The organism is Actinoplanes sp. CA-051413, from assembly GCF_050955795.1.
Classification (GTDB): domain Bacteria; phylum Actinomycetota; class Actinomycetes; order Mycobacteriales; family Micromonosporaceae; genus Actinoplanes.
This window is the reverse complement of the sequence record NZ_CP192100.1, coordinates 2,729,861-2,752,894: the sequence shown is the minus strand read 5'-3', so window position 1 is coordinate 2,752,894 and position 23,034 is coordinate 2,729,861. Positions and strand designations below refer to the sequence as shown.

General features: G+C 69.9%; 22 protein-coding genes. 12 read left to right on the top strand and 10 right to left on the bottom strand.

Annotated features, from left to right (window positions below):
• Positions 1-190 precede the first annotated feature (190 nt).
• Entirely contained in the window at positions 191-394 is a 204-nt protein-coding gene (locus ACQP2Y_RS13105) for a hypothetical protein (protein ID WP_433727712.1), read from the top strand.
• A gap of 70 nt (positions 395-464) precedes the next feature.
• On the opposite strand, the gene ACQP2Y_RS13100 is transcribed toward ACQP2Y_RS13105, so the two are convergent.
• Positions 465-1,100 (bottom strand): hypothetical protein, encoded by a 636-nt coding sequence (locus ACQP2Y_RS13100; protein ID WP_433727709.1) that lies wholly within the window; start codon positions 1,098-1,100, stop codon positions 465-467.
• 410 nt (positions 1,101-1,510) lie between these two features.
• Here ACQP2Y_RS13100 and ACQP2Y_RS13095 point away from each other — a divergent pair, with 410 nt between their 5' ends.
• The 4 genes from ACQP2Y_RS13095 (at position 1,511) to ACQP2Y_RS13080 (ending at position 5,301) form a co-directional block, all read left to right on the top strand.
• On the top strand, positions 1,511-2,095 hold the full coding sequence (locus ACQP2Y_RS13095; RefSeq protein ID WP_433727707.1) for a transglutaminase-like domain-containing protein: 585 nt from the start codon (positions 1,511-1,513) through the stop codon (positions 2,093-2,095).
• Positions 2,096-3,087: 992 nt separating this feature from the next.
• A complete protein-coding gene (locus ACQP2Y_RS13090) occupies positions 3,088-3,525 on the top strand; it encodes a DUF2231 domain-containing protein (protein ID WP_433727705.1) in 438 nt (145 codons plus the stop codon).
• 7 nt (positions 3,526-3,532) lie between these two features.
• Positions 3,533-4,336 carry a metallophosphoesterase family protein gene (locus ACQP2Y_RS13085; RefSeq protein ID WP_433727703.1) on the top strand — a complete coding sequence of 268 codons (804 nt, stop codon included), beginning with the start codon at positions 3,533-3,535 and terminating at the stop codon, positions 4,334-4,336.
• Positions 4,303-5,301, top strand: a complete 999-nt coding sequence (locus ACQP2Y_RS13080; RefSeq protein WP_433727701.1) for a YihY/virulence factor BrkB family protein — start codon at positions 4,303-4,305, stop codon at positions 5,299-5,301. The genes ACQP2Y_RS13085 and ACQP2Y_RS13080 overlap by 34 nt, the downstream gene beginning before the upstream one ends.
• Here ACQP2Y_RS13080 and ACQP2Y_RS13075 read toward each other — a convergent pair.
• Both ACQP2Y_RS13075 and ppk2 read right to left on the bottom strand, forming a co-directional pair.
• Positions 5,289-5,735: a DUF7144 family membrane protein gene (locus tag ACQP2Y_RS13075; protein ID WP_433727699.1), complete on the bottom strand. Its 447-nt coding sequence runs from the start codon at positions 5,733-5,735 to the stop codon at positions 5,289-5,291. The two genes, ACQP2Y_RS13080 and ACQP2Y_RS13075, sit on opposite strands and share 13 nt — an antisense overlap.
• Positions 5,736-5,838: 103 nt before the next feature.
• A complete protein-coding gene (gene ppk2 / locus ACQP2Y_RS13070; protein ID WP_433727697.1) occupies positions 5,839-6,747 on the bottom strand; it encodes a polyphosphate kinase 2 in 909 nt (302 codons plus the stop codon).
• A 164-nt stretch (positions 6,748-6,911) separates the two neighbouring features.
• Here ppk2 and ACQP2Y_RS13065 point away from each other — a divergent pair, with 164 nt between their 5' ends.
• The 3 genes from ACQP2Y_RS13065 to ACQP2Y_RS13055 all read left to right on the top strand — a co-directional run bounded on the left by ACQP2Y_RS13065 (position 6,912) and on the right by ACQP2Y_RS13055 (position 11,507).
• Entirely contained in the window at positions 6,912-8,804 is a 1,893-nt protein-coding gene (locus ACQP2Y_RS13065) for a glycoside hydrolase family 15 protein (protein WP_433727695.1), read from the top strand.
• Between the two features lie 2 nt (positions 8,805-8,806).
• A complete protein-coding gene (locus ACQP2Y_RS13060) occupies positions 8,807-10,180 on the top strand; it encodes a glucose-6-phosphate dehydrogenase (protein ID WP_433731927.1) in 1,374 nt (457 codons plus the stop codon).
• Positions 10,181-10,247: 67 nt separating this feature from the next.
• On the top strand, positions 10,248-11,507 hold the full coding sequence (locus ACQP2Y_RS13055; RefSeq protein ID WP_433727693.1) for an MFS transporter: 1,260 nt from the start codon (positions 10,248-10,250) through the stop codon (positions 11,505-11,507).
• Here ACQP2Y_RS13055 and ACQP2Y_RS13050 read toward each other — a convergent pair.
• From ACQP2Y_RS13050 to ACQP2Y_RS13035, 4 genes are all read right to left on the bottom strand, one after another.
• Positions 11,504-11,806, bottom strand: coding sequence for an amphi-Trp domain-containing protein (locus tag ACQP2Y_RS13050; protein ID WP_433727691.1), 303 nt, complete (start codon positions 11,804-11,806; stop codon positions 11,504-11,506). The genes ACQP2Y_RS13055 and ACQP2Y_RS13050 overlap by 4 nt on opposite strands.
• Before the next feature lie 79 nt (positions 11,807-11,885).
• Positions 11,886-13,247, bottom strand: coding sequence for a diacylglycerol/lipid kinase family protein (locus tag ACQP2Y_RS13045; RefSeq protein ID WP_433727689.1), 1,362 nt, complete (start codon positions 13,245-13,247; stop codon positions 11,886-11,888).
• A gap of 12 nt (positions 13,248-13,259) precedes the next feature.
• Positions 13,260-13,748 (bottom strand): DUF6069 family protein, encoded by a 489-nt coding sequence (locus ACQP2Y_RS13040; protein ID WP_433727687.1) that lies wholly within the window; start codon positions 13,746-13,748, stop codon positions 13,260-13,262.
• Between the two features lie 39 nt (positions 13,749-13,787).
• Positions 13,788-14,933, bottom strand: a complete 1,146-nt coding sequence (locus ACQP2Y_RS13035) for an AI-2E family transporter (RefSeq protein ID WP_433727685.1) — start codon at positions 14,931-14,933, stop codon at positions 13,788-13,790.
• Positions 14,934-15,050: 117 nt separating this feature from the next.
• On the opposite strand from ACQP2Y_RS13035, the gene ACQP2Y_RS13030 reads away from it, so the two are divergent.
• Positions 15,051-15,695: a hypothetical protein gene (locus ACQP2Y_RS13030; RefSeq protein WP_433727683.1), complete on the top strand. Its 645-nt coding sequence runs from the start codon at positions 15,051-15,053 to the stop codon at positions 15,693-15,695.
• Between the two features lie 18 nt (positions 15,696-15,713).
• On the opposite strand, the gene ACQP2Y_RS13025 is transcribed toward ACQP2Y_RS13030, so the two are convergent.
• A complete protein-coding gene (locus ACQP2Y_RS13025; protein ID WP_433727681.1) occupies positions 15,714-17,126 on the bottom strand; it encodes a DUF2252 domain-containing protein in 1,413 nt (470 codons plus the stop codon).
• Positions 17,127-17,371: 245 nt separating this feature from the next.
• On the opposite strand from ACQP2Y_RS13025, the gene ACQP2Y_RS13020 reads away from it, so the two are divergent.
• Positions 17,372-19,378: an alkaline phosphatase family protein gene (locus tag ACQP2Y_RS13020; RefSeq protein ID WP_433727679.1), complete on the top strand. Its 2,007-nt coding sequence runs from the start codon at positions 17,372-17,374 to the stop codon at positions 19,376-19,378.
• A gap of 44 nt (positions 19,379-19,422) precedes the next feature.
• Here the strand turns inward: ACQP2Y_RS13020 and ACQP2Y_RS13015 are convergent, their stop codons facing one another.
• Positions 19,423-19,935 (bottom strand): DUF1269 domain-containing protein, encoded by a 513-nt coding sequence (locus ACQP2Y_RS13015; protein ID WP_433727677.1) that lies wholly within the window; start codon positions 19,933-19,935, stop codon positions 19,423-19,425.
• 269 nt (positions 19,936-20,204) lie between these two features.
• On the opposite strand from ACQP2Y_RS13015, the gene ACQP2Y_RS13010 reads away from it, so the two are divergent.
• On the top strand, positions 20,205-20,732 hold the full coding sequence (locus ACQP2Y_RS13010) for a hypothetical protein (RefSeq protein ID WP_433727675.1): 528 nt from the start codon (positions 20,205-20,207) through the stop codon (positions 20,730-20,732).
• 72 nt (positions 20,733-20,804) lie between these two features.
• Here ACQP2Y_RS13010 and ACQP2Y_RS13005 read toward each other — a convergent pair whose 3' ends face one another.
• Positions 20,805-21,443, bottom strand: a complete 639-nt coding sequence (locus tag ACQP2Y_RS13005) for an HdeD family acid-resistance protein (protein ID WP_433727673.1) — start codon at positions 21,441-21,443, stop codon at positions 20,805-20,807.
• Positions 21,444-21,661: 218 nt separating this feature from the next.
• Between ACQP2Y_RS13005 and ACQP2Y_RS13000 the strand changes: the two genes are divergently transcribed.
• Entirely contained in the window at positions 21,662-23,026 is a 1,365-nt protein-coding gene (locus ACQP2Y_RS13000; RefSeq protein ID WP_433727671.1) for a hypothetical protein, read from the top strand.
• Positions 23,027-23,034 lie beyond the last annotated feature (8 nt).

Below are 23,034 nucleotides of genomic sequence, written 5' to 3'. Positions count from 1 at the left end.
GAGCGTGCTCAGAGCCGTGGCGAGAGGTCCCTCGTGGGTGAGCCGGTCCAGGTCCGTTGCCGCGTTGGAGCTGCTTCCCCAGGTCGCGTGGCACGGTCTCGACCGCACCGCCCGGGAAGGCCACCTGGCTGCCTGGTAGGGGCTGGCGTCGGCCCCGGCGGGCGCGGCCATCACGGCAGCGAAAGCCGAGGTGGCTGTCCAGCTGCTCGAGCAGGGCCGGTCAGTGTTGTGGGCCCGGTCGCTGCACCTGCGCGGCGACCTCACCGAGCTCGAGGAGTGCAGCCCCGAACTGTTCGCGGCGCTCCAGCAGGCCCGTGACGCGCTGGAGCGATTCCCGCCGCAACTCCGGAAGTGGTCCATGCCGTTGTCGCAGGACAGGTCATCTCGTGGGTAGCCGGATCGGTCGGCCCGGTCGATTATCTGCGGCCGCCCGACGCGCGGCGACGTGGAAGCTCGGTGGTCTGTCACCGAGGGAGGCAGGTGCCGTCCGGTAGCTGTCCCGCGGTCCATTGCTGCAGTCCGTCACCGTCGTCATACGCCAGCAGGCATGCCGGGCCGGCCGGCACCGCTAGCAGGACACTCCCCACCGGGGCGGGATCGTCCGCGCGAGCCGTGCGGAGCACCGCTCCAGCGATCCCCGCCCGCCGTAGTGCCAGACGAACCTGCGTTATCGTCGGCGGCAGGATCTCCATCGAGCAGAATTCGCCGGTCTCGTCGTACTCGCAGGGTCCTTCGCGGTCCGGCGGAAAGGCCGCCTCGATGCGGACGCGGCCGGTGTCGGCAGCCGCACGCTGGGAGCCATCAAGAGGACTCCGCCGCGCCAGGTCGGAGACGTAGCGTGCGCAGTGGGGGTTGTTCGTCTGCTCGATGCACATGAAGGCGGTCTGGTCCATCGGTGCCGTACCCGAGGGGGCAGGGGGTGCCGGTGAAGCGGCAACCGCCGGCTCGGCCGGGCCGGCCGGCGACCCGTGCAAGGCGTTCCTGAGCAGCCCGATGGACACCGTGGCGAGGACGATCGCCAGGACGACGACGGACACCGGCATCGCCAGCCGGTGTGGCCGAGCGCTGTCGCCTGCGGGGTCCCCGTCGATCTCTGCCACGGCAGCAGGGTAGCGACCACGTCAGGAATGCCCGCCCTGGGGATTCGCACCGGCGAACCCGCTTTCACGCTGGCGAACGCCTCTACCGCCACGTCCAGCGCGCCGGAACAGAACTGTTGCGAGGGCTGAGTACAGCCAGGTGCTGCGCCCGCCCCGCCGTACGGCGGCAACGAGTTTCGGCGCCAGCATCTGGCCAGCCGAGTTCTTCGGTGGCGATCAGGTCGGCGAGTTCGGTGGCAGGCTTGAGCCGTAACCGGAGGACTGAAGATTGGGCGACGCTGACAGGACCTATTAGATGAGTATGTTCGTTCGAAGGCCGAAGAGGGTGCATCGGCTGACGGCGGCGGCCTTGACGGGTCCACGGCGCGATGGAGAGCCTTGATCCGACCAGCCGCGGGGAAGGGACAGTTATGCAACTGGTCGCGGGCGAACCGATGGAGTACCTGGTCGGTGACATGGTCGTCGAGGTGGACCATCCGGCAGTGCGGGCGTTGTCTGGTGAACTGCGCGCGGCGCATCCGGATGACGTCGACTTCACGCGGGCCGCCTTCGAATGGGTTCGTGACCGGATCCGGCATTCCGTGGACGCCCAGGATCCGCGGATCACTGTCACCGCCGGCGAGGTACTCAGCGCCGGCGTCGGCCTCTGCTATGCCAAGTCGCACCTGCTGGTGGCGGTGGCCCGGGCCGCCAGCGTTCCGGCTGGGTTGTGCTACCAACAGCTGACCGCCGGGCGAGAACCCTTCCTGCACGGCCTCGTCGCCGTATACCTCGGGGGCCGCTGGCATCGCCAGGATCCGCGTGGCAACCGCACCGGCATCGACGCTCAGTTCCGGCTGGGGCATGAGCAGCTGGCCTACCCGATCCCCGAGGGATCAGCCGGCCTCGATTTTGCCGAGGTGCACGTGCGGCCCTCGCCCAACGTGATCGCAGCCCTGCGTGGTGCTCGGGACGCACTTGAGCTGTGCCGCGCCGGGTTACCCGCTACCCCCTGAGTCCGGGACAGTGGGTGCCGGTCATAGGAAATGCGCGGCAACACACTCTTCTTGGCACAAGCGTGCGCCCGAGCCAGGCCGGCGCCGATCACGCCGCGCGACCGCTCTCGACGGCCGGCGCGCACGCTCGGTGGCAGGTCCGCATGCCAGATGGCTCGCAATCCGAGGAGGTCACCCGGCAACCTGCTCAGCGGCCATCGCGGTGGCTAATCTCTGGAGAATCCTGCGCGCCGCCGTCGGGACGGGCCTCGCGGATCACTTGACGGACCTCGTCCGACGGGACCTGGTGGTTGCGGTAAGCGTGTGCGGAGGCGTTCAGCGGCAGCGAGACGGCGGTCGCGGTCGGCGTGTTCTGCCCGCCCCTGGCAGATGTCCGACCGCCTCGTCGTGGACGTGGACGCTGTCCTCAGCTGTTTCGGCGATAGCGTCAGCGGTACGCGCCAGAGCTCGAGCGTGTCGGATGGCTGGTCGACGGGCGCTCCCTGCTTTCAGACATACAGACGTCGTCCGCCACGCTCCCCGCAGACCCGGATGCTTGCCCTTCACCTTCTCGCACAACCGAGCGGGCGGGCTCCGGCACTCAACGGTACGGGCGGCGCTGCAGGAGTGTCTGTGCTGGCAGTGTTACGCCCGCGGCTGCATGCCGCGGTCATCAGTTCCGGCCCCGGCCGTGTGCCGGTTGCAGGACCGCGCTCGGCCGTCGGGATGCTGATGTCGGCGCCGGTGCGCCGGGCCAGTCCTGCGAAGCGCTCGCGACCGGCGGCTCACCGATTCGCTGGAAAGCCGGGTGTTCGATCGGTACAGCGTCGGACTGGCCTCGGCCGGCCTTACGTCGACCTTCCGCCGTGGGGCAGCGTCTGCGGCGAGTCACATCTTCTCGCTCGCAGGGGATGACGTGCCGGTCTCCTCGGCGGCCCAAGCTCGGAGAGTCGGAGCTGGGCGAGGGAAGTGACGGTCGCGTGGAAAGTCGATTTCGGGTCGCGGACAATGCGGTGCAGCCCCTCCTGCTGATGTTCCCGCTGGGGCTCTTCACGATGGCGATCATCTTCGATGTGGCCACCTTGGCCGGGGCGCCACGGCTGCTCGGGACGGTGGCCTACTGGACCATCATCGCTGGTCTGCTCGGTGGGGCGGTCGCGGTGGGGATCATCAGTGTCGACGTCATGGCCACCCGGCCCGTTGGCGCTGCCCGGCTCGGCACCTTCGGAGTGCTTTTGGATCTCGGAGTGCTGATCGTTTTTACGGTCATCGTGCTGACCCGGCTGCGCACCGAGTACCGCGGGACGGATTCCGGGCTCTTGCTGGTCGAGGCGCTGGCGTTGACGGTGGCCGGGATCAGCACCTGGTTCGGTGGCCGGCTCGGCCCACACTCGCTGGTTCCGCGGCGCACGGTGCTGCAGACAGCCTCACACCGCGCGTCCGCCGAATGATGCCCTGATGCAGCCGATCCGCCTCGCCCATGTCACGGATCTGCACTTCGGCACCGAGGATCCCGCGGTGGTCGCCGGCCTACGGGCCGATCTCGTCCGCCAGGACGTGGACCGGGTGCTGGTGAGCGGCGACCTGACCATGCGCGCGCGGGCCGTGCAGTTCCATGCGGCACGGGCATGGCTGGAATCGATCGGCTGTCCGTGGACCAGCGTTCCCGGCAATCATGACCTGCCCCTGGACCGGCCGCTGATCCGGGCGGTGCGTCCGCTCAGCGGCTATCGCTGGGTCGTCGACGCCCATCCGGAACCGTTGCTCCACCTCGGTGGTCTGCAGGTCCTGGGGCTGAGTACTCCACGGCCGTACCTGTGGAAGGGTGGACGGATCGACGCCGGCCAGGTGGCTCGGATCGGCACCGCATTCGCGCAGCCGGCTCGGCTGCGAGTGCTGATGACGCATCACCCGGTGTTCCGGTCGAGGCAACGCCCCCGTGAGCGGGTCGTGCGCGGTGCGGAGCGGGCACTGCATGCGGCCGCCCGAGTCGGAGTCGATGTGGTGCTGTGCGGACACGACCATGTGCAGGCCCAGGTCGATCTGTCGCAGGCCTGGCCGGGTCTGCGGCGTCGCATGATCGGGGTGATGAGCGGTACGGCCTGCTCCCGGCGGATCCGCGCGGGTGAGAGCCAGTCCTACACGGTGCTCGAGCTCTCCGGCAAGCGTCTGCTGCTGCGGGTCAGGCGCTGGCGGGCGAACCGTTTCGAAACCCTCGCCGAGACCTGGTGGCGGCGATCGGCCGACGGATGGCGGAAGTGATGTCGCGAATCCTGCATCGGCTCGACATGGTTCAGCGCCGTCACCGCGTTCTCGGCTTTCCCTGGGCGGTGTTTCGTAAGTATTCGGACGACGATGGCCCCCGGCTGGCGGCGCAGTTGACCTACTACGGGTTCCTCAGCGTGTTCCCTCTCCTCCTGCTGGCCACGGCAGCTGTCACCGAGCTGCTGCGCGGGCAGCCCGAGTGGCGGAGCCTCGTGCTCGATCGGCTCGTGAGGCCGCAGCTGCGGCCCGGCGTCGAGCAAGCCCTGGCCGACCTGCCGTCGAGCGGCGTCCCGTTCGCTGTCGGTCTGGTCGGTCTTCTGTTTTCCGGCACCGGTGGTGTGCTGGCCGTGTACTTCGCTGTCAACAAGATGTGGGGGGTTGCCTGGCGGGACCGTTTCGGACTGGTCAGCCGCTGGACCAGGGTGCTGTTGGTGCTGGCCCTGTCATTCGTGACGGGCGTGCTGGCCGCCGGATCGACTGTCGTCACCGACACGGTCCTGCGGCTTCCCGCCGTTCAGCGGGGTGCCGGCGGGATAGCGACCGGCGTGGCGGTCTTCGCCGTGATCGTCGTGGTCCACAAGGTGCTGGTCTGCCGGCCGGTGCGGCTGGGCGACATGTGGGTGGGCGGCGCGGTGGCGGCCACCACCGTCACCGCCCTCCTCCACACTGCCGCAACCGTCCTTCCTGCCCTGATCACTCGGGCCGGGCTGGTGTACGGCAGCTTCGCGACGGTGGTCGGCGTCTTCACGCTGCTGTATCTGATGAGCCAGGCCCTCGTGCTGGGTGTCGAGATCTCCACCGTGGCCGCCGAAGGGCTCTCCCCACGCGGCCTCACGGATGCCGAACTCACGGCGATGGATCAGCGGGCGCTGGTGCTCCTGGCGCGCCGGCAGGAGCGGGTACCGGGCCAGCACGTCACCACGAGCTTCGCGGCGGACCCCGGCCGGACCTACGACTTGTAGTCCTTCATCTCCCTGCCGTGTACGACCAGGGCATAGATGACGAACACGTCGAGCGTGATCACCATGATGGACCACAGCGGATAGGCGGGCATGAAGACCATGTGCAGAATCGCGTTCACCACGGCCAGGACGACGGCCGTCACCCGCGCCCAGGTCCGGCCGGCCATGACGCTGTATCCGGCGAACACGAGGATGAGGCCGAAGATCAGCAGTGCCCAACCGTAGGCGGTGTAGTCGACGTCGATGACCAGACCGCTCGAGGCGACCAGGTAGAAGTCGTCCCGCGCCAGGGCGACGATGCCCTCGATCACGTTGAAGAAACCGCCGGTGAACATGATGATGCCGGCGAAGAGTATCCAGCCGACCCATCCGGTCACCTCGTGAGTCTCCCGCCTGCCGGCCGCCGAGGCAGCGGGCTCCTGCGTGTGCACCATGATGGCTCCTTTTCGCTCGTACGCGGGAAGTTCTGGAGTCAAGGCTCCCCAGCTGAGGATTCCGCGAACTCATCCGACCGGGATGAACAGGAGGACGCGGTGCTCAGCTGGTGAACCTGCCGCTGCGCACGCGCTCGGCCTCCATCAGATAGACCTCTTGCTTCCCGGAAGTCACCACCCTGGTGTCGGGTGCGAAGTCCAGGCTCTCGTCGCGGTCCTGGTAGTCGACCGCGTTGAGCATCACCTTCATGGCGTTCAACCGGGCCCGTTGCTTGTCGCCGGAGCGGATGACCACCCACGGGGCGCTCGCCGTGTCGGTGCGCTTGATCATCTCGTACTTGCGTTCGGTGAACTCGTCCCAACGGTCCTGCGCCTGGGCGTCTATCTCGCTGAACTTCCACTGCCGCAACGGATCGGTGTGCCGACGCGCGAATCGGCGCCGCTGTTCCTCCCGGGTGACGCTGAAATACAGCTTCACGAGGACGGTGCCCTGCCGGACCAGGTCCTTTTCGAAGCCCGTCACCCCGAGCATGAAGTTCTGGTACTCCTCGTCCGTGCAGAAGCCGAAGACCGGCTCCACCATCGCGCGGTTGTACCAGCTGCGGTCGAACAGGACGATCTCACCGCCGGCCGGCAGTTGCGCGGCGTACCGCTGGAAGTACCACTCCGAGCGCTGGTCCTCGGTCGGCTTGCCGAGCGCCACGACGCGGTAGTGCTTCTCGTTCATGTACCGGGTCACGCGCCGGATGGTGCCGCCCTTGCCGGCGGCGTCGCGGCCCTCGAACAGCACGATCATCCTCATGCGGCGCTGCTCGAGATGTCTCTGCAACTTGAGCAGTTCCACCTGCCAGGGCCGGAGCTCTTCCTCGGCGCGCAGCTTACGAGCCACCCGCTTGCGATCGTGCTTGAGCGCCTGCAGCTCGCGTACCGCTTGCTCGTAGGCCTCGATCATCTCCGAGAGCGGATCCCCGGCGACGACAGCGTCGAGCGGTGGCAGTCCGACCAGCGTCATCGGTAGCCCCTCCTCCCGTGAGTTGTTCAGCCGTGGTTCACGACCCGTCAAGGTCGTCGCGGCCCTCTGTCAGCATCGCCATGAGTGTCCGCCCGGCCCTCACCCTGTCCGGATGAGGCGGTGTCCGGTCGGCGGGCACGACGATGACGTCCGAAGGAGGCGTCATGACTGCCACCAACGACCGTGCGCCGCGCGAACAGAGTGCGGCCGCGCCATCGCCGTTCCCGCCGATCGCCGACCACGCGTTTCTCTCCGACTGCCATACCGGGGCGCTGATCGCACCGGACGGCGGCGTCGGCTGGCTCTGCGTCCCGAGCTTCGACTCGCCGAGTGTGTTCGGCACGCTGCTCGACCGGCAGGCCGGCTACTTCCGGCTCGGTCCCTTCGGCATCCACCATCCCGCGGCGCGTGCCTACGAGCCGGGAACCAACGTCATGGTCACCACGTGGAAGACACCGACCGGGTGGATCGAGGTACGCGACGCCCTGACCGTCGGTCCGCACACCGACGAGGACATGGTGACTCCGCACACCCGTCCGCCGGCGGATGACGACGCCGACCACCTGCTGGTGCGTACCGCCCGGTGTCTGGAGGGCACCGTCGAGGTCGAGCTCGTGTGCGAGCCGGCCTTCGACTACGGCCGGACACCGGCGGAATGGTCCGTCAAGGCCGACGGCGGCCGGCACGAGGCCGAGGCGACCGGTGCCGGGCAGACGCTCCGGCTGCAGACGGACCTGGCGCTCGGACAGGAAGGCGACCGGGTACGGGGCCGCCGGGCGTTGACCGTCGGCGACGAGATCTACTGCGCGTTGTCCTGGGGCGCGGACGAGGTGCCCGACCTCGACGACGCCCGCCGCCGGTTGGCCGCCACCACGCGGTACTGGCGGTCCTGGCTGAACCGCGCCCGCCTGCCCGATCATCGCTGGCGCGACCCGATCCAGCGCGCCGCCCTGGTCGTCAAGGGGCTGACCTACATGCCGACCGGCGCCACGGTCGCCGCGCTGACCACATCGCTGCCGGAGACGCCCGGCGGCGAGCGCAACTGGGACTACCGCTACACGTGGATGCGCGATTCGACCTTCACCCTGCAGGCGCTGCACTATCTGAACCTCGACTGGGAGGCGAACGAGTTCATGCAGTTCGTCGCCGACCTCGAACCGAACGACGACGGATCGCTGCAGATCATGTACGGCATCGACGGCCGTCGCGACCTGACCGAGTCGATCCGCGAGGAGCTGTCCGGCTATGCCGGGGCTCACCCGGTGCGGATCGGCAACGGGGCCTTCGACCAGCGCCAGAACGACGTGTTCGGCGCGGTCCTCGACTCGGTGCTGCTGCACAACCGCCGCAGCCAGCGGTTGCCGCGACGGCTGTGGGCCATCGTCGAGTCCCAGGCCCGCTGCGCTACGGCCGTCTGGCGCGAGCCGGACCAGGGGATCTGGGAGGCGCGGGGCAAACCCCAGCACTACGTCTCGTCGAAGCTGATGTGCTGGGTCGCCCTCGACCGGGCCGCCAAGCTCGCCGAGATCCGCTCCGACCGTGCGCTCGCCGAGCAGTGGCGGGCGACCGCCGAGGAGATCAAGCAGGACATCCTGGCCCACGGCGTCACCGACGCGGGCGTCCTGCGCCAGCACTACGAGACCGACTCGCTGGACGCGTCCACGTTGCTCGCGGCGATGTTCGGCTTCTTCCCGCACGGCGACGAGCGGCTGCTCGCCAGCGTGAACGCGATCGCGGACGGGCTCACCGAGAACGGGTTCGTCCTGCGCTACCGCACCGAGGAGACTGACGACGGCCTGGCCGGCCGGGAGGGCACCTTCCTCATCTGTTCGTTCTGGCTCGTCTCGGCGCTGGCGATCGCCGGCGAGGAACAGCGGGCCCGTGACCTGATGGAGCGGTTGCTGCGGGTCGCCTCGCCGCTCGGGCTGTACGCGGAGGAATTCGATGTGGAGACCGGTCGCCACCTGGGGAACTTCCCCCAGGCATTCTCCCACCTCGCCTTGATCGAAGCGGCGGCGCGGATCATCCTCACCGAGTTCCAGCAGGAGTTCTCGTGACCATGACCGATCGGATGGACGCCCTGGTGATCTTCGGGGCCACCGGCGACCTGGCCAAACTGGAGACGTTTCCCGCCCTGGTGGGCCTGGTCGCGCGCGGTGTGCTGACCGTTCCCGTGATCGGCGTCGCGAACAGCGGTTGGAGCCTGGAGCAGTTCCGTGACTACGCCGCGGCCTCGCTGCGTCTCAACGGCATCGATGCGGCCACTCCCGCGGCGTCGAAGCTGCTGGCGCTGCTCCGCTATGTCGACGGGGACCTCGGCGACGACGCCACGTACACGGCCATGTCCGAGCAGATCGGCGGCGACGGCACAGCGCTGTTCTATCTCGAGGTGCCACCACCGCTGTTCGCGCGGATCGCCCAGGGTATCGCCGGCTGCGGACGGGCCGCCGGCGCACGTGTGATGGTGGAAAAGCCGTTCGGCTCCGACCTCGGCAGCGCCCAGGAGCTCAACCGGACCATGAACATGTACTTCCCGGAGGATCACGTCTACCGGGTGGATCATTGGCTGGGGCTGGACGCCCTGGCGAACGTGCTGTTCACCCGGACCGCCAACACGGTGATCGAACCGCTGCTCCACCGCGACCACGTGCACAGTGTGCAGATCACCATGGCCGAGGCGTTCGACGTCGCCGGCCGCGGCGCGTTCTACGACCGCACCGGAGCCATCCGGGACGTGGTGCAGAACCACATGCTGGAGGTGCTCGCCAGCGTGCTGGCAGACCTGCCCACGGTGAGCGGCCAGGACTCCTGGCGCGCGGGCAAGGGCCGGCTGATCGGTCAGATCCGGCCGCCCGCTGCGGACGATGTCGTCCGCGGGCAGTACGACGGCTACCGCGATGTCGAGGGTGTCGCCCCGGGGTCCGGCACCGAGACCTTCGTCGGGTTGCGGCTCATGATCGACTCGCCACGGTGGGCGGGGGTCCCGGTGGCGATCCGGGCCGGAAAGTGCATGCCGGTCACCGCGACCGAGGTGACCATCCGGTTCCACCGGCCGGAGCAGCAGCATCCGCGCTTCGACGCACCCCTGCTGCCCAACGTGCTGCGGTTCCGGATCTGGCCGGAGACCGAGACGGGACTGCGCCTCAACGGCAAGCGGCCGGGGGCGGGCTGGGTCCCGCAGGCCAACGAGCTGGCGTTCGCCCAGCTGCCCGGCTCCGACATGCGTCCGTACGACCGGCTCATCGAGGCGGCGCTGACCGGCGAACGCTGGCTCTTCGCCCGCCAGGAGACGGTCGAGGCGGCCTGGCGGGTCGTCGACCCCATTCTCGATGACGTGGTGCCGGTGCAGCCGTACGTCCGCGGCAGCTGGGGTCCCAAGGACGCCGACGAGCTGCTGCCCGAGGGTGCCACCTGGCACGACCCGATCGGCTAGCCGGAACCGGCTCTTCGACGTTCGCCCGGGACATCGGCGAGCGTCACCCCTCCGTACGGTGATCAAGATGGTGACCAGGGCAGATGTCGGCAGCTCGCGACGGACCTTGATCGGCGCGTGCGTGGGCAATGCCGTGGAATGGTACGACTTCGCGATCTTCGGCGCGTTCTCCACCGTGCTGGCCCAGGTCTTCTTCCCGAACGGCAGCCGGGCCGCGCTGGCGGTGACCTTCGCGATCTTCGCGACGTCGTTCATCGTCCGGCCGCTCGGCGCGACGATCGTGGGACGACGCTCGGACCGGCTCGGGCGGCGCGGCGCCCTCAGCAGCATGATCGCGCTGATGACGGTGGCGACCGCCGCGATCGCGGTGCTGCCGACGTGGGCGATGATCGGCGTGCTGGCGCCCGTCCTGCTGCTGCTTCTGCGGCTCCTGCAAGGATTCTCCGCGGGCGGTGAGGTCCCCAGCTCGGTGACGTTCCTGCTCGAGTCCGCGCCGCCCGGCCGGCGCGGCTGGTACGGCGGCTGGCACACCGCCAGCATCGCGATCGGCATGGCGACCGGCTACGGGATCGCCACACTGCTCACCGCGCTCTGCTCGGGACCGGCGCTGCGGGACTGGGGCTGGCGGCTGGCCTTCCTCATCGCCGCGCCGCTGGGCCTGGTGGCCCGCTTCATCCGGCGCCGGCTGGACGAGACCCGGATGTTCGAGGCGGTGGTGGATCCGGCCTCGCCGCGGGTCGTCCGCGATGTGCTCCGTGGACGCGGCCGGCGGATCGCGCGGGGCCTGGTGCTGGTGGCGGCCCTCTCGGTGGCGTTCAACCTGTGGTTCGTCTTCCTGCCCAGCCATCTCGCCGCAACCGGGGCGATGCCGCTCTACCAGGCTCTCGGCATCAGCATCCTCGGGTTGTCCAGCGCCGCGGTGACCGCCCCGCTGGCCGGCCGGCTCTCCGACCGGGTCGGGCGTCGCCCGGTGCTGGTGGCGTCGACGCTCGCCCTGGCGGGCTTCGCCTTCCCCGGTTTCTTGCTCGCCGGCCACTCCGGCCTGGGGCTACTGGTATCGGACATCGTGATGGGCTGTGTGATCGGGATGCTCACGGTGACCGCGGTCATCGGGGAGTTGTTCCCGACGTCGGTGCGGGCCACCGGGATCGCCGTCACCTACGGCGTCGCGACGGCCGTCGCGGGCGGGACGGCACCGCTTGTCGCGACGCTGCTGGCGGAGGCCGGCGCGTGGTGGGCCGTGCCGGCCTATCTGGCCGGGGTGGCTGCACTCGCGCTGGCCGCCGCCGGCACCGCCCGGGAGACCGCCTTCGACCAGCTGCGCTAGCCGGTGTTACCGCGGTGGGAGTTGCGGGCACGCCTCGCTGGCGGCGCGGGGTCGGGCGCCGGCGAGGCGACCGGCGCCTGCGACCACTTGAGCTCGATCTCGAGTTCGACCTCGTTGCCGTCGACCTCCAATTCGAACTCCCAGGCCAGGTCGTCGGCGACAGTGAACTTGATCGAGTCACCGTCGAGTTCCAGCTCGGCCTCGGGTGCCGCGGTCAGGGCCTTGCCCAGCTCGATCAGGCGCGCCCCCGCCTCTTTGCGGCTGATCCTGATCTTCCTCTTGATCTCCACGCCGGCCATCGCCCGACCTCTCTTCTCGGTGCCGGAGTGACCCCGGCGATCGTGTTTCCCAGCCTCGTGTCCGGTGCCGTCGGCGTCCTCACCCGCCCGGGGTGATCGCCCGGTGCGGCCGGGTGAACGCCAACTGGCGTAACCGGACCCAGTCGAGGGCCGGCTTGGCCGGCGGCACACCGGGACGGCCTTTCGGCAATCGGACCCGTAGCGCGCGCGGCACCGTACAGCAGCGCACCGGCGTGCGGAGCAGCACCGACTCGCCGTCGATCCCGACCGGGATCTCGGCCGCGTCGGCGTCGATCACGACCTCCGCCGCGGTGAATCGCACGAGGCCCTGCTGACGACTGCGGCGCAGGAGCCCGACCGCCTGGCGAGCGCTGGCCACGGAGACGGCGACGACGCCGAGCACGCAGCTGTCCAGGCGTGACCGGCGGCCGAGCCCGGCGAGATCGGTGGAGCCGTACGGGTCGTTGCTCACCAGCACCGCCTGGGGCCCCTCGACAGTCACGTCCGCGACGTGCACGGACAGCCGAGCGCCGCGATGCCCGGCGAGCTGGTCCGGCAGTAGATCCAACGTCGTACGGGTCTTGTCGCCCCGGTACTGCGGGCTCTGCACGATCTCCGCGTACGCCCCGAACGAGGCATTGTTGACGAACGTACGGCCACCGATCAGCCCCAGATCGACCCGGGTCTCCACTCCGTCCACCAGAGCCTGCAGGCAGGTGGCGGGATCCTCGCGGTCCAGCCCCAGGTCCAGCGCGAAGTGGTTGCGGGTGCCCGCGCTCACCACGACGAACGGCAGATCGTGCTCCGCGGCGATCCCGGCCACCAGCGCCTGCGTGCCGTCACCGCCGGCGACGCCGAGCAGGTCGGCACCGCGCGCGACGGCGTCCCGGGCGAGGGCGGCGACGTCCACGATGCCCGGGCCGTCCAGCAGGGCGACCTCCGCCCCCATGGCCTCCGCTCTGGCCTGCAGCCCGAACCGGACCACTTTTCCGTCGCCCGAGCGGGGGTTCATCACCAGGAAGGGTCGCTGGGCCGGCGGTGCGTCGTACGTCGCCATGCCGGTCTCCTCCCGGTCGGCGGCGAGCGCGGACACCCCCGCGACGCCGGCGAGCAGGAAGAACGCCAGTGACAGCAGCGCCACCCACAACAGCTCGGCCCGGATGTAGAGGATGAGCACGGTCACCGGCGCGAGTATCAGCAGCGCGGCCGCACCGAGCCGTAGCAGGCCGCGTTCGGCCAGAAACCAGTACCCGCCGGCGACGAGGACGACGAGCCCGGCGGCACCCACCAGGACGATCGACAGCCCCCGCAGCCCGGCGAATCCCAGCAGCACCGTCACCGAGGCGGCGGCCAGCGCGAAGGCGGCGCGGGCCAGCCATCTCTGGGCCGTGGTGCTGGGTTGCGCCGGCTCGGCGCGCACCCGATCAGAGGTTGTCGGCACGGTCCCCTCCCGCTACCTGGTCCGATAGGTAGGCGGTGCGAGCGGCGGACGTCCGGCGAGCGCGGCCTTGCGAGCCGCGCTGCGGGCGGAGGCGGCGACCAGTGTGCCGATGGCCAGGCCGACCGCGAAGTTGATCACGGCGGTGGACACCCGGCTCTCGGTCGAGGCCTTCACCGCGAACGGCGCGAAGACCGCGATGGCCGTAGCGAGCACCACGATCCAGCCGAAGAACGTGGCGGGTCGTGGTGTCGCCAGCATCAGCAGGTGCATGACCCCGGTGGCCACCAGGGCGACGAGGAAGGCGCCGGCGGCGTACGTGACCGTGTCCGCGTCTCCCCACACACCTTCGCCCTTGGGCGCCAGGACCGCGATGTCCAGGATTCCCCGACAGATCAGGATGCCGACGACCACGATCAGCGCCGCCACGACCCCGGCGGCGGCGCCGCCGGCCCAGAGCGTGCCGGCGTCGACCCGGGCAGGGGCTGGTCTGGCATTCGTCATGAATCATCACCTCGAGGCAGTGTGGATGGATGGATGCGTTCAGGCGGGCGACGGGCCGCCCGCCCGGTCCTGGTGCAGCTGGCGGGCGGCTGCCAGCCGCCGCGTGGTCCGGCTGATCACCGCGGTCAGGGGTGCGGCCAGCACGATGAGGCCGACCCCGCCGACCAGCCCGGCCGCCGTCGTGACGAGCAGCACGACGAGAGGATCCAGGTTGAGCGAGGAACCGTAGGCGACCGGTGCGAAGAAGTTCTGCAGCACGTTGTTCACGAAGAGCAGCACGGCCAGCAGGATCAGCGCCGCGGGCAGCCCCTGTGCACCCAAGGCGATCAGGCAGCAGAAGACGCCGGCGATGATCGCTCCGAAGAAGGGCACGTAAGCGGTGATGAAGGTGATCAGCGCGATCGTGCCGATCAGGGGCACGTTCAGGGCCCAGGCCGCGATCGCGACCGGGACGGCGTTGCTGGCCGCGATGATGGTCGTGCCACGGAAGTAGCCGCGGATCGCCGACCCGAAGTCGGACATCACCGGGTCGACGACCGACGGCGCCAGGCCGCTGCGCCCGGCCGCCCAGTCGGCGTACCGCCGGCCGTTGAGCAGCATGAACAGAAAGATCACGCTGCCGATGAAGAGCCCGAACAACAGCGAGGACAACCCGCGCAGCCCGGAGAACACCCCGCCGAGCAACAACGACGTGGTGGATGTCCCGGCATCCTGCGCGGCGGACGTCGCCTGCGTGGCCGTCCGGGTACTCAGCCCCAGGCTCGTCAGCCGCCCGGCCACATCGACGAGCGCGGCCTTGAACTGCGCGGCGATCTCCGGCGCCTGGTCCACCAGGGCCGCCCCGATCGCCCAGACGAGACCGACGGTGCAGCCCAGCAGGCCGAGCAGCACGGCCGTGGCACCGACGATCCGCGGCACGTGACGCCGCTGGAGTGCGTCGACGACCGGCGAGAAGACGATCGCCAGCACGATGGCAGCGAGGAAGGGGGTGACGAGCCGGTTGGCGTAGGCGAGCAGAAGGATGATGACGGCGGCCAAGCCCGCCAGGCCGAGGAGCAGCCATCCGGTCATGCCGGACCTGATGACCCAGCGCGGGATCCCGGCGTGCAGCGCCGGCGCCGGCGCCGCGGCTACCTGCCCGGCGTCCGCCGGGACCAGGTGAGTGGTGGGATCGGTGGTCGTCACGGAAACCAGTTCAGTCCTGGGACCGCAACCGCGGATCGTCCGGTACGGATGAACTACCGCCGCCCTTCACCCGGCTCGGATGATGCCGGGCGGGGAAGGCCGCACGAAGCTCGCCGCATGGCTTTCCGTCGTACCACCATCATCATCGCCACCCTGTCCTCGGCTGTGTCCCTCGCGGGATGCGGCCACCCGGAGGGCTCGTCGAGTGCCCCTGCACCGGCCTCGACGACGGCACCGGCAGCCGTGCCCGCCGGCGCGTCCGTCGCCTGGGCTCAGCAGGTCTGCGTGACATCGACCGGCTTGCGCGAGTCGGTCCAGCAGCTGTCCGCGGCCGTGCCGACCGACCCGTCGAGCTCCTCGACCACCGCGGAGCAGATCCGCGCACAGGTCGGCGTCCGGGTGGGCGCCGTCCAGGAGTCCGCGGCCTCCGTGCAGACGGCGCTGACCTCGCTCCCGGCCGGCGCCGACCCCGACCTGGTCGCCAAGCAACAGCAACTGCAGACGGCGTCGCAGCGTGCGCGGGAGGCGGTGGACCAGCTCGGGGTGGCCGCGGGCAAGGTGACCGCGGCGACTACGGCGACGCAGACCACCACAGCCTTGCTGTCGTTGACCGCGACCCTGTCCGCCACGGGCGCCGACGTCGGCGCCTACCTGAACGCCGTACGCAGCTCGGTGGACAGTCGCACTCAGGTCGTCCGAAGCGCCTTCGGTGCGGCCCCCGCTTGTGCCGACCTCGGACCCAGCGCTCCGGCGTCGAGCTGACCGGTCCCGTCAGCACCGTCACATCCCCGTCTGCATCGGGACCACGCCGTCTCGCGCGGCTGCCATCAGCAGCGCGTAGTCCTTCTCGTTGACATCCGCATAGGACTCGCCGAATGCGGCGACGGCCTGCTCGAAACGGTCGCTCGAGCCGAGATAGGCCGCGATCGCGACCCGGTCCCCGGACCGGGCGTGCGCCCGGGCCAGTGTCCAGCCACAGAGCGAGGCATAGGCAGCCATGCCGCTCGGGCGCATCTTCTCGACCTCGGCCGACCCCTTCCAGTCGCGCAACTGCCGCACGTAGAAGTCGCGGTCCTGCCCGTCGATGCCCTGGACCCGGCGGGTACCGAGGAAGATGTCGCCGCTGGCCTGCATCGCGCGCTGGCCGGCGACCACCCGCTCGCCGTGATGGGCGAACTCGCTCGCGCCCACGTATTCCTCCAGCACCGACGCCTCGGCCTCCTTGGCCTGCAGGAACAGCGGGTCGGAGTCGTCGCGGCCGAGCAGCAGCAGGATCCACGAGCGGGTGCCCACACTGCCGACCCCGACCACCTTGCGGGCCATGTGCACCAGGCGGAACTGGGCGAGCAGTTGCCGGCGCTCCGGCGGCAGCGTCCGGCTGTAACCGTGGAGCAGGTCCTGCATTTCCTTGAACAGCTTGTCCGCCGAGGCGTCCGGGAGCAGATCTTCGACCGGCACCACGATCGGAGGCAGGGCGGTGATGCGACGCTCGCCGTCGATCACGGAGGAGAGCTTGTCCAGGGCGTGCAGGCTGTCCCGGGTCCGGGCCTTCTGCAGCGCTTCCTTCGTGCGCTTCACCTGGCTGGGCTCCAGGACCGTGCCCAACTGCTCGACGAGGGACTCGATGGCGAGTTGTGCGTACCAGACCTCCAGGTTGGTCCGCCGGGCGAAATCGCGCATCGCCGTGCGATAGGCGGCGCCCGCCGCGACCGCCACCCGGCGGCGTTGCTTCGCGGAGTAGCCGTTGTTGCGGCCCGCGATGGCGAGACTGGCGACGAGCCGTTTCACGTCCCACTCCCACGGACCCGGCAGAGTCTCGTCGAAGTCGTTGATGTCGAACACCAGAGTGCGCTCCGCCGAGGCGAAGAGGCCGAAGTTCGACAGGTGGGCGTCCCCGCATGTCTGCGTGCGCAGGCCGGAGATCGGCGTGCCGGCGAGGTCGGCGGCCATCACACCGGCCGCGCCCCGGTAGAAGGTGAACGGCGTGACGAGCATGCGGCCGTAGCGGATCGGGACGAGTTCCGGTACCCGGGTGGCGTCCTCGGCCACCAGCATGGTGACCGGATCCCGGTCGGAGCGGATCGTCAGATCGGCATGCGAGTCCAAGGGGGTGGCCTTGCGCGCGTGTTTGCCGAGCTGGACCCGATCCGCCACGGTGCGGTCCGCGAACGGTGCGATCTTCGAGCGAGTCATCAGATCACGCTGCGCCGTCCGTGCCGCGCTGCCATCACCCCCGGCGCATGAACCCGCGCGGCCGAGGTTCACCCGGCCGGGATGGTTCAGCTCCGTGGCCGGATCGCGTGCAATGGCGGCATTGCCGGACACCTCGGAGACGGGCGATCAACGTGGACGTACAAGGCGACAGATCGCGAGCCCGCAGCAGCCTTCAGCTGCTCCGGAGTCGCCGGTTGAGCTGGGCCGAACTCCGCCGGTGGACAATGACCTTGATCTTCGGCTGGCTGGCGATGGCGTTCACGATCCGGGTTGTGCCGGGCGTGTCGGCCGGGGTGGCGGCGGACGTGCTGGTGGCGACCGCGCTGCTCGGCCTGCTGGCCGCCGGGCTGCGCCCGCTGATGACGTCCTTCGCCTTGCTCCTGGGCTGGGCCGGCGTCCTGGCGGCCGGCTTCGGGGCGCAGGCATTGTTGTTCTACCTGGCGTTGAGCCTTACTCCCGGCATTCACGTGGACGGCTTCTGGAACGCGTTCTGGGCGTCCTGGCTCTTCGCCTTCCTGATGAGCATCATCACCTGGCTGGCGACCGCCGGCGACAGCGCCGCTTTTTTGACCCACCTGGTGCGCCAGTCGTCCCAGGCCGCCGGAGCGCCGGCTACCGGGCCCGGGGTGGTGTTCCTGCAGATCGACGGGCTGGCCGCACCGCTGCTGCGCTGGGCGGTGCGCTCCGGCGATCTGCCCACGCTCAGCCGGTGGATCCGCTCCGGCGGGCATCACCTGACGGACTGGCACGCGCAGTTACCGGCGACCACGCCGGCTAGCCAGGCCGGGTTGCTGCACGGCCGCAGCGACCAGGTCCCGGCCTTCCGCTGGTACGAGAAGGAGAGCGGAACGCTGCTGGTCGCCAATCGCCCGAAGGATGCCGCGGTGATCCAGGCGCGCCTCAGCGACGGCCGCGGGCTGCTCGCCGACGGCGGGGTCAGCATCTCCAACATCTTCTCCGGCGACGCCGCCACCAGCCTGCTGACCATGAGCGGCCTGGTGAACCGGGCCGCACGGCGCGGACCGTCGCGCAGTTTCGCCACGTTCTTCATCAATCCCTACGGGCTGACCCGGTCGGTGGTGCTCACCGCGGCCGAGATGATCAAGGAGTTGCACCAGTCCCGTCTGCAGCGGGTACGCGGCGTGGAACCCCGGATCCGCCGGCACGGTTCGTACGTCCTGCTGCGCGGGGTGACCAACGTGCTGCTGCGCGACCTCAACGCCGGTCTGATCGCCGACCAGATGATGGCCGGTACCGCGTCGATCTTCTGCGACTTCACCGACTACGACGAGATCGCACACCACGCCGGGCCGACGCGCCCCGAGTCGCTGGCCTCGCTGGCCGGCATCGACCGCCTGATCGGGGTCCTCGAGAACCTCGCCGCCCGGGCGCCGCGCCCCTATCGGTTCGTCGTGCTTTCCGACCACGGGCAGAGTCAGGGCGCGACCTTCCGGCAGCGCTACGGCATGACCCTGGAAGATCTCGTCCGCCGGACGATGGCCGCCGGGGAGGTGACCGCAGCGACGGGACTGGACGAGACCGTCGGCCCGGTCAACACGTTCCTCACCCAGATCGAGCAGCAGGGCGGCACGGCGGGCCGGATCACCAGGCGCACGTTCCGGTCCCGGACCCACGACGGTCAAGTGGATGTCGGGGCGCGACGGCGGGTTGCCCGGCAACCCGCCGCTGGGGACCTGGTGCTGATCGCCTCGGGAAATCTGTCGATGATCTACTTCACCCGGCAACCGGGACGGCTTTTCCTGCACGAGATCGAGCAGCTCTATCCGGGACTGGTCGGCACGCTCACGGCGCATGCCGGGATCGGGTTCATCGTGGTCCGCACCCGTGACCACGGCGCCGTGGTGCTCGGCCAGAATGGGCGGCGCTACCTCGACGAGGATCGTGTCGAGGGCGACGACCCGCTCGCTGCGTTCGGCCCGCAGGCGATCGCCGACGTGCGGCGTCACGACACGCTGGCGCACGTCGGCGATCTGGTCATCAACAGCCCCATCGACCCCGGGACGGACGAGGTCGCCGCCTATGAGGAACTCGTCGGCTGCCACGGCGGCCTCGGCGGCTGGCAGAGCGAGGCGGTGCTCATCCACCCGGCCGACTGGCCGCTCGCCGAGACCCCGTTGATCGGCGCCGATGCGGTGCATCATCAGCTGGTGCGCTGGCTGGAAGAGATCGGGCAGCGCCGTCACCTGCGGACACCCTCGGCGATGCAGTGACGCTCCCGTGGCCGGGTGGGCCACGAGAGCGCCGGCCCGACCGATCAGACGGCGGTGCGGGCGGTGGCGTCGGGCGAGCCGTGCAGCGCTTCCTGCAGCTCCGTCTCGGCCTGCTTGGACAGCGAGGACTTGAGGACCGTACCGCCGAAACGGCTCAGGGACTCGACGGCCTTGTCCGGTGTGACGCTCTCCAGGATCAGGAACAGGGCCGACGTGCCCGGCTGCACCAGGTCGCGCACCTGGTCCTGGAAATTCTTGTCGATGCCGCTCTTGGCGACCTTGCCCATCAGGGCGCCGAGGCCGGCGCCGAGGGCCATGCCCAGGAACGGAATGAAGAAGATCACCCCGAAGAGCAGACCCCAGAACATCCCCCACGACGCGCCCGCGCCCATCGCGTTGTGGCTCGTCTGCACGTGGAACTTGCCGTCGGCATCGCGCCGGATCGCGGCGATGGCGTCGGGCTGGATGATCAGATCCCGGGCCAGGCGATGCGCCTCTTCCGCCGCCGCGGTGGCGGTCGTCTCGTCCGGATAGCCGATCGCGACCAGAGTAGCCATGACAGTCCTTCCCATTCCCGTCACTCGCCCGGCTTGTGCCGACGAGCAGGCCCACGGCCCACGGGTGTCTCGCGGGTCCTCGGCCTGAGCGAAGCCCACCGCGGCCCCTGAGCGACTCATCCCCTCCGCATGAGCGCGCCGGGCCCGACCCGAGGTCGCGACGGCGCGACACCCGGCTCACCCGGAGCGGGTGAGGAGCCGGATGCCGGCGCAGCAGCAGGATGAGAATCCGTGCACCACAGGTGGCTGACGATGATCGGGGATCACAGATGACCAGAACGGGTGACGTCGGAGCCGCCGAGGGAACCACGCAGGCGCAGCAGCCGGATTACACCGGCGCCATCTATGGCTCGCTCCTGGCTGCGTCCGTCATCGTCGGGGCAGCCGTCGGCGCGCATGACGAATCCGACCTCCGGCCCCTGCGGCTGGCGATTCTGTTGGTCGTCACGGGTCTGGTGTTCTGGCTCGCGCACGGGTACGCCCGTCTGGTCGGTCAGCGCATCCGGCACTCGGCTCTCGACTTCCGGCAGATCCGCCGGGTCGTCCGCCGTGAATGGCCGCTGCTCGAAGCGGCGCTGCCACCGGCGGCCGCGGCACTGCTCTTCGGCCTGCTGGGCGCGAGCAACGCGGCGGCCGCCTGGGCGGCGCTCATCGTGGCGATCGCCGGCCAGGTCGGCTGGGCCACGATCACCACCATCCGGACCGGCGCGGGTGCCCCGCTGGTGGTGCTGAGCGCCGTGGTCAACCTGCTGCTGGGGCTGGTGATCGTGCTGCTCAAGACGGCACTGCATCACTAGGAGCACCACACGGTACGAGGACGGCCGGCCCGCGTCGACGTGAGCGGACCGGCCGTCGAGGTCGGTGATGAATCAGCTCGCCGAGGCGGTGACCGCGCGGCGGACCATGAACACCATGATCACCTGCATCAGGCCCATGACGATCATCCAGATGCCGGTGACGTAGACCAGCGTGCTCAGCGACAGTTCCGGCCAGACGAGCACGACGATGCCGGCGAGCATGCTCAGGGCGCCCAGAGCCACGTGCCACATCCGGTACGAGCCGCGGGCACCGCCGAACGCCGAGATCAGCTCCATCAGCCCGCCGATCAGCCACATCAACCCGATCACCGTGATGATCAGCGCGAGTGAGGCGAGCAGGTTGCGCAGGGCCACCACACCGGAGATGACGAAGAACAGCCCGATGACGCCGAGAATGGCCCGCTCGGCACCGTCGCGTCCGCCACGGCCCGCGATCGCCTGCACGATCCGCACCAGACCGTGGACCAGCAGCCACAGACCGAACAGGACGGCGACGACCCTCAGCGTCGCCTCCGGCCACGCGATCATCATGATGCCGATGACCACACCGAGGACGGATGCGCTGAGAGCCAGCCACAGGACGGAGCGTTCCCCGGCATCCAGGACGACCGGCGAAGCCGCGGTGGAGGCGTCCGGCCGAAGCGGCTCAGCCGGGTACGTCTCAGGCGGGTAGGGAGCTGAAGCGGACATCGCCCCTCCTGTGGAGTCGGTGGTGAGGTCACGACAGAACGCCTGACCGGAAGCCAATGTCGCATCGGCGCCGATCATCGCGGCTCACCACGAGCGGATGAAATCCGGACGGCCTGCCGGTCGCGCCCAGCGCGCTCCCATCCGCACGGGAGGAAGAGCGGCCATCTACCCCGGACCTACGGTCAACCCCTGTTCATCCCGATCCGAAAGGGGTTCCCATGGATGCCGAAGTCTTCGACGCCGAGCGGGAACTGAGAGAACTGCGGGCGGAGAACGAGCGTCTGAGGACGATGCTGGCGCGTCCGGAAACCCCGCAGGTCAGACCGCACCGGGCCCGGCGGGCCGCCCGGTGGAGTGCGGCGACCGTGTTCCTGGTGATCGGCTGTCTGCTGCTGCCGGTCGGAGCGGTCGCGTTGTGGGCGCGGGCTGTCGTCTTCGACACCGACCGGTACGTGCAGACCGTCGCACCCCTGGCCCGCAACGCGGCCGTTCAGGACGCCGTGGCCGACCGGATCACCGCCGAGGTCTTCGCCGCGCTGGACATCGACGGACTCACCAATCGAGGGCTCGACGCTCTGGTGAAACAGGGCGCCCCGCCGGAGATCGCGGCGCTCCGGCAACCGATGGTCAACGGGGTGCGCTCGTTCGCCCACACCCAGATCCGCAACGTGGTCCGCACCGAATTGTTCGCCCAGGCCTGGGAGCAGGCCAACCAGGCCGCCCACGCGGGGCTGGTCGCCGCATTGAAGGGCAACGAGGGCGGCGCCATCGAAGTGCGCAACGGCGCCGTGTCGGTGAGCCTCGGTGCGTTCATCGCGCTGATCAAGCCTCGGCTGGTGGCGGCCGGCGTGCCGTTCGCCGACCGGATTCCGGCGGTGAACATCTCGTTCCCGATCGTGCGGTCCGACGAGATACCCCGGATTCAGCGGGCTGCGGGGCTGCTCGACACCCTCGCCGTACCGTTGGTCGTTTTCGCCTTCCTGTTGATCGCCATCGGCGTCTGGCTGGCGCCGGGTCACCGCCGTATGACGTCCGTCGCCGGGTTCGGGATCGCGGGCGCCCTGCTGGCGCTGCTCGGCGCGCTGGCCCTGGGACGCAACTACTACCTGACCCATCTGCCCCCGGACACCATTCCGACCGGTGCGGCCGCCGTGGTCTGGGACACGTTGATGCAGCAGTTCACCGTCCGGCTGCAGACGATCGTCCTGGTCGGCCTGGTGATCGCGATCGGGGCCTGGCTGACCGGGTCCGGCCGGGCGGCGCACGCGCTGCGCACCGCGGCCGGTCGATCGATGACCTCGGCCAGGCTCGGCGGCCAGCGACTGGGCTGGCGGGCCAATGTGGTCGACCGCTGGGTCGCCGCGCACGTCACGGCGCTCCGTGCGGGCGCCCTGGTCGTGATCATCGCGGTCTACGCCTGGTGGGACCGGCCGACCAGTTCGGTCGTCGTCTGGCTCACGGTGACCCTGCTGGCAGTCCTGGCCGTCATCGAACTGCTGCGCCGGGGCTCCGAGCTGCCGGCCGTGGAGCCGGCTCCGGCTGTCCTCAACGACCTCACCCCACCCGCGGTGCCGGTGGGGTGAGGTGAAGC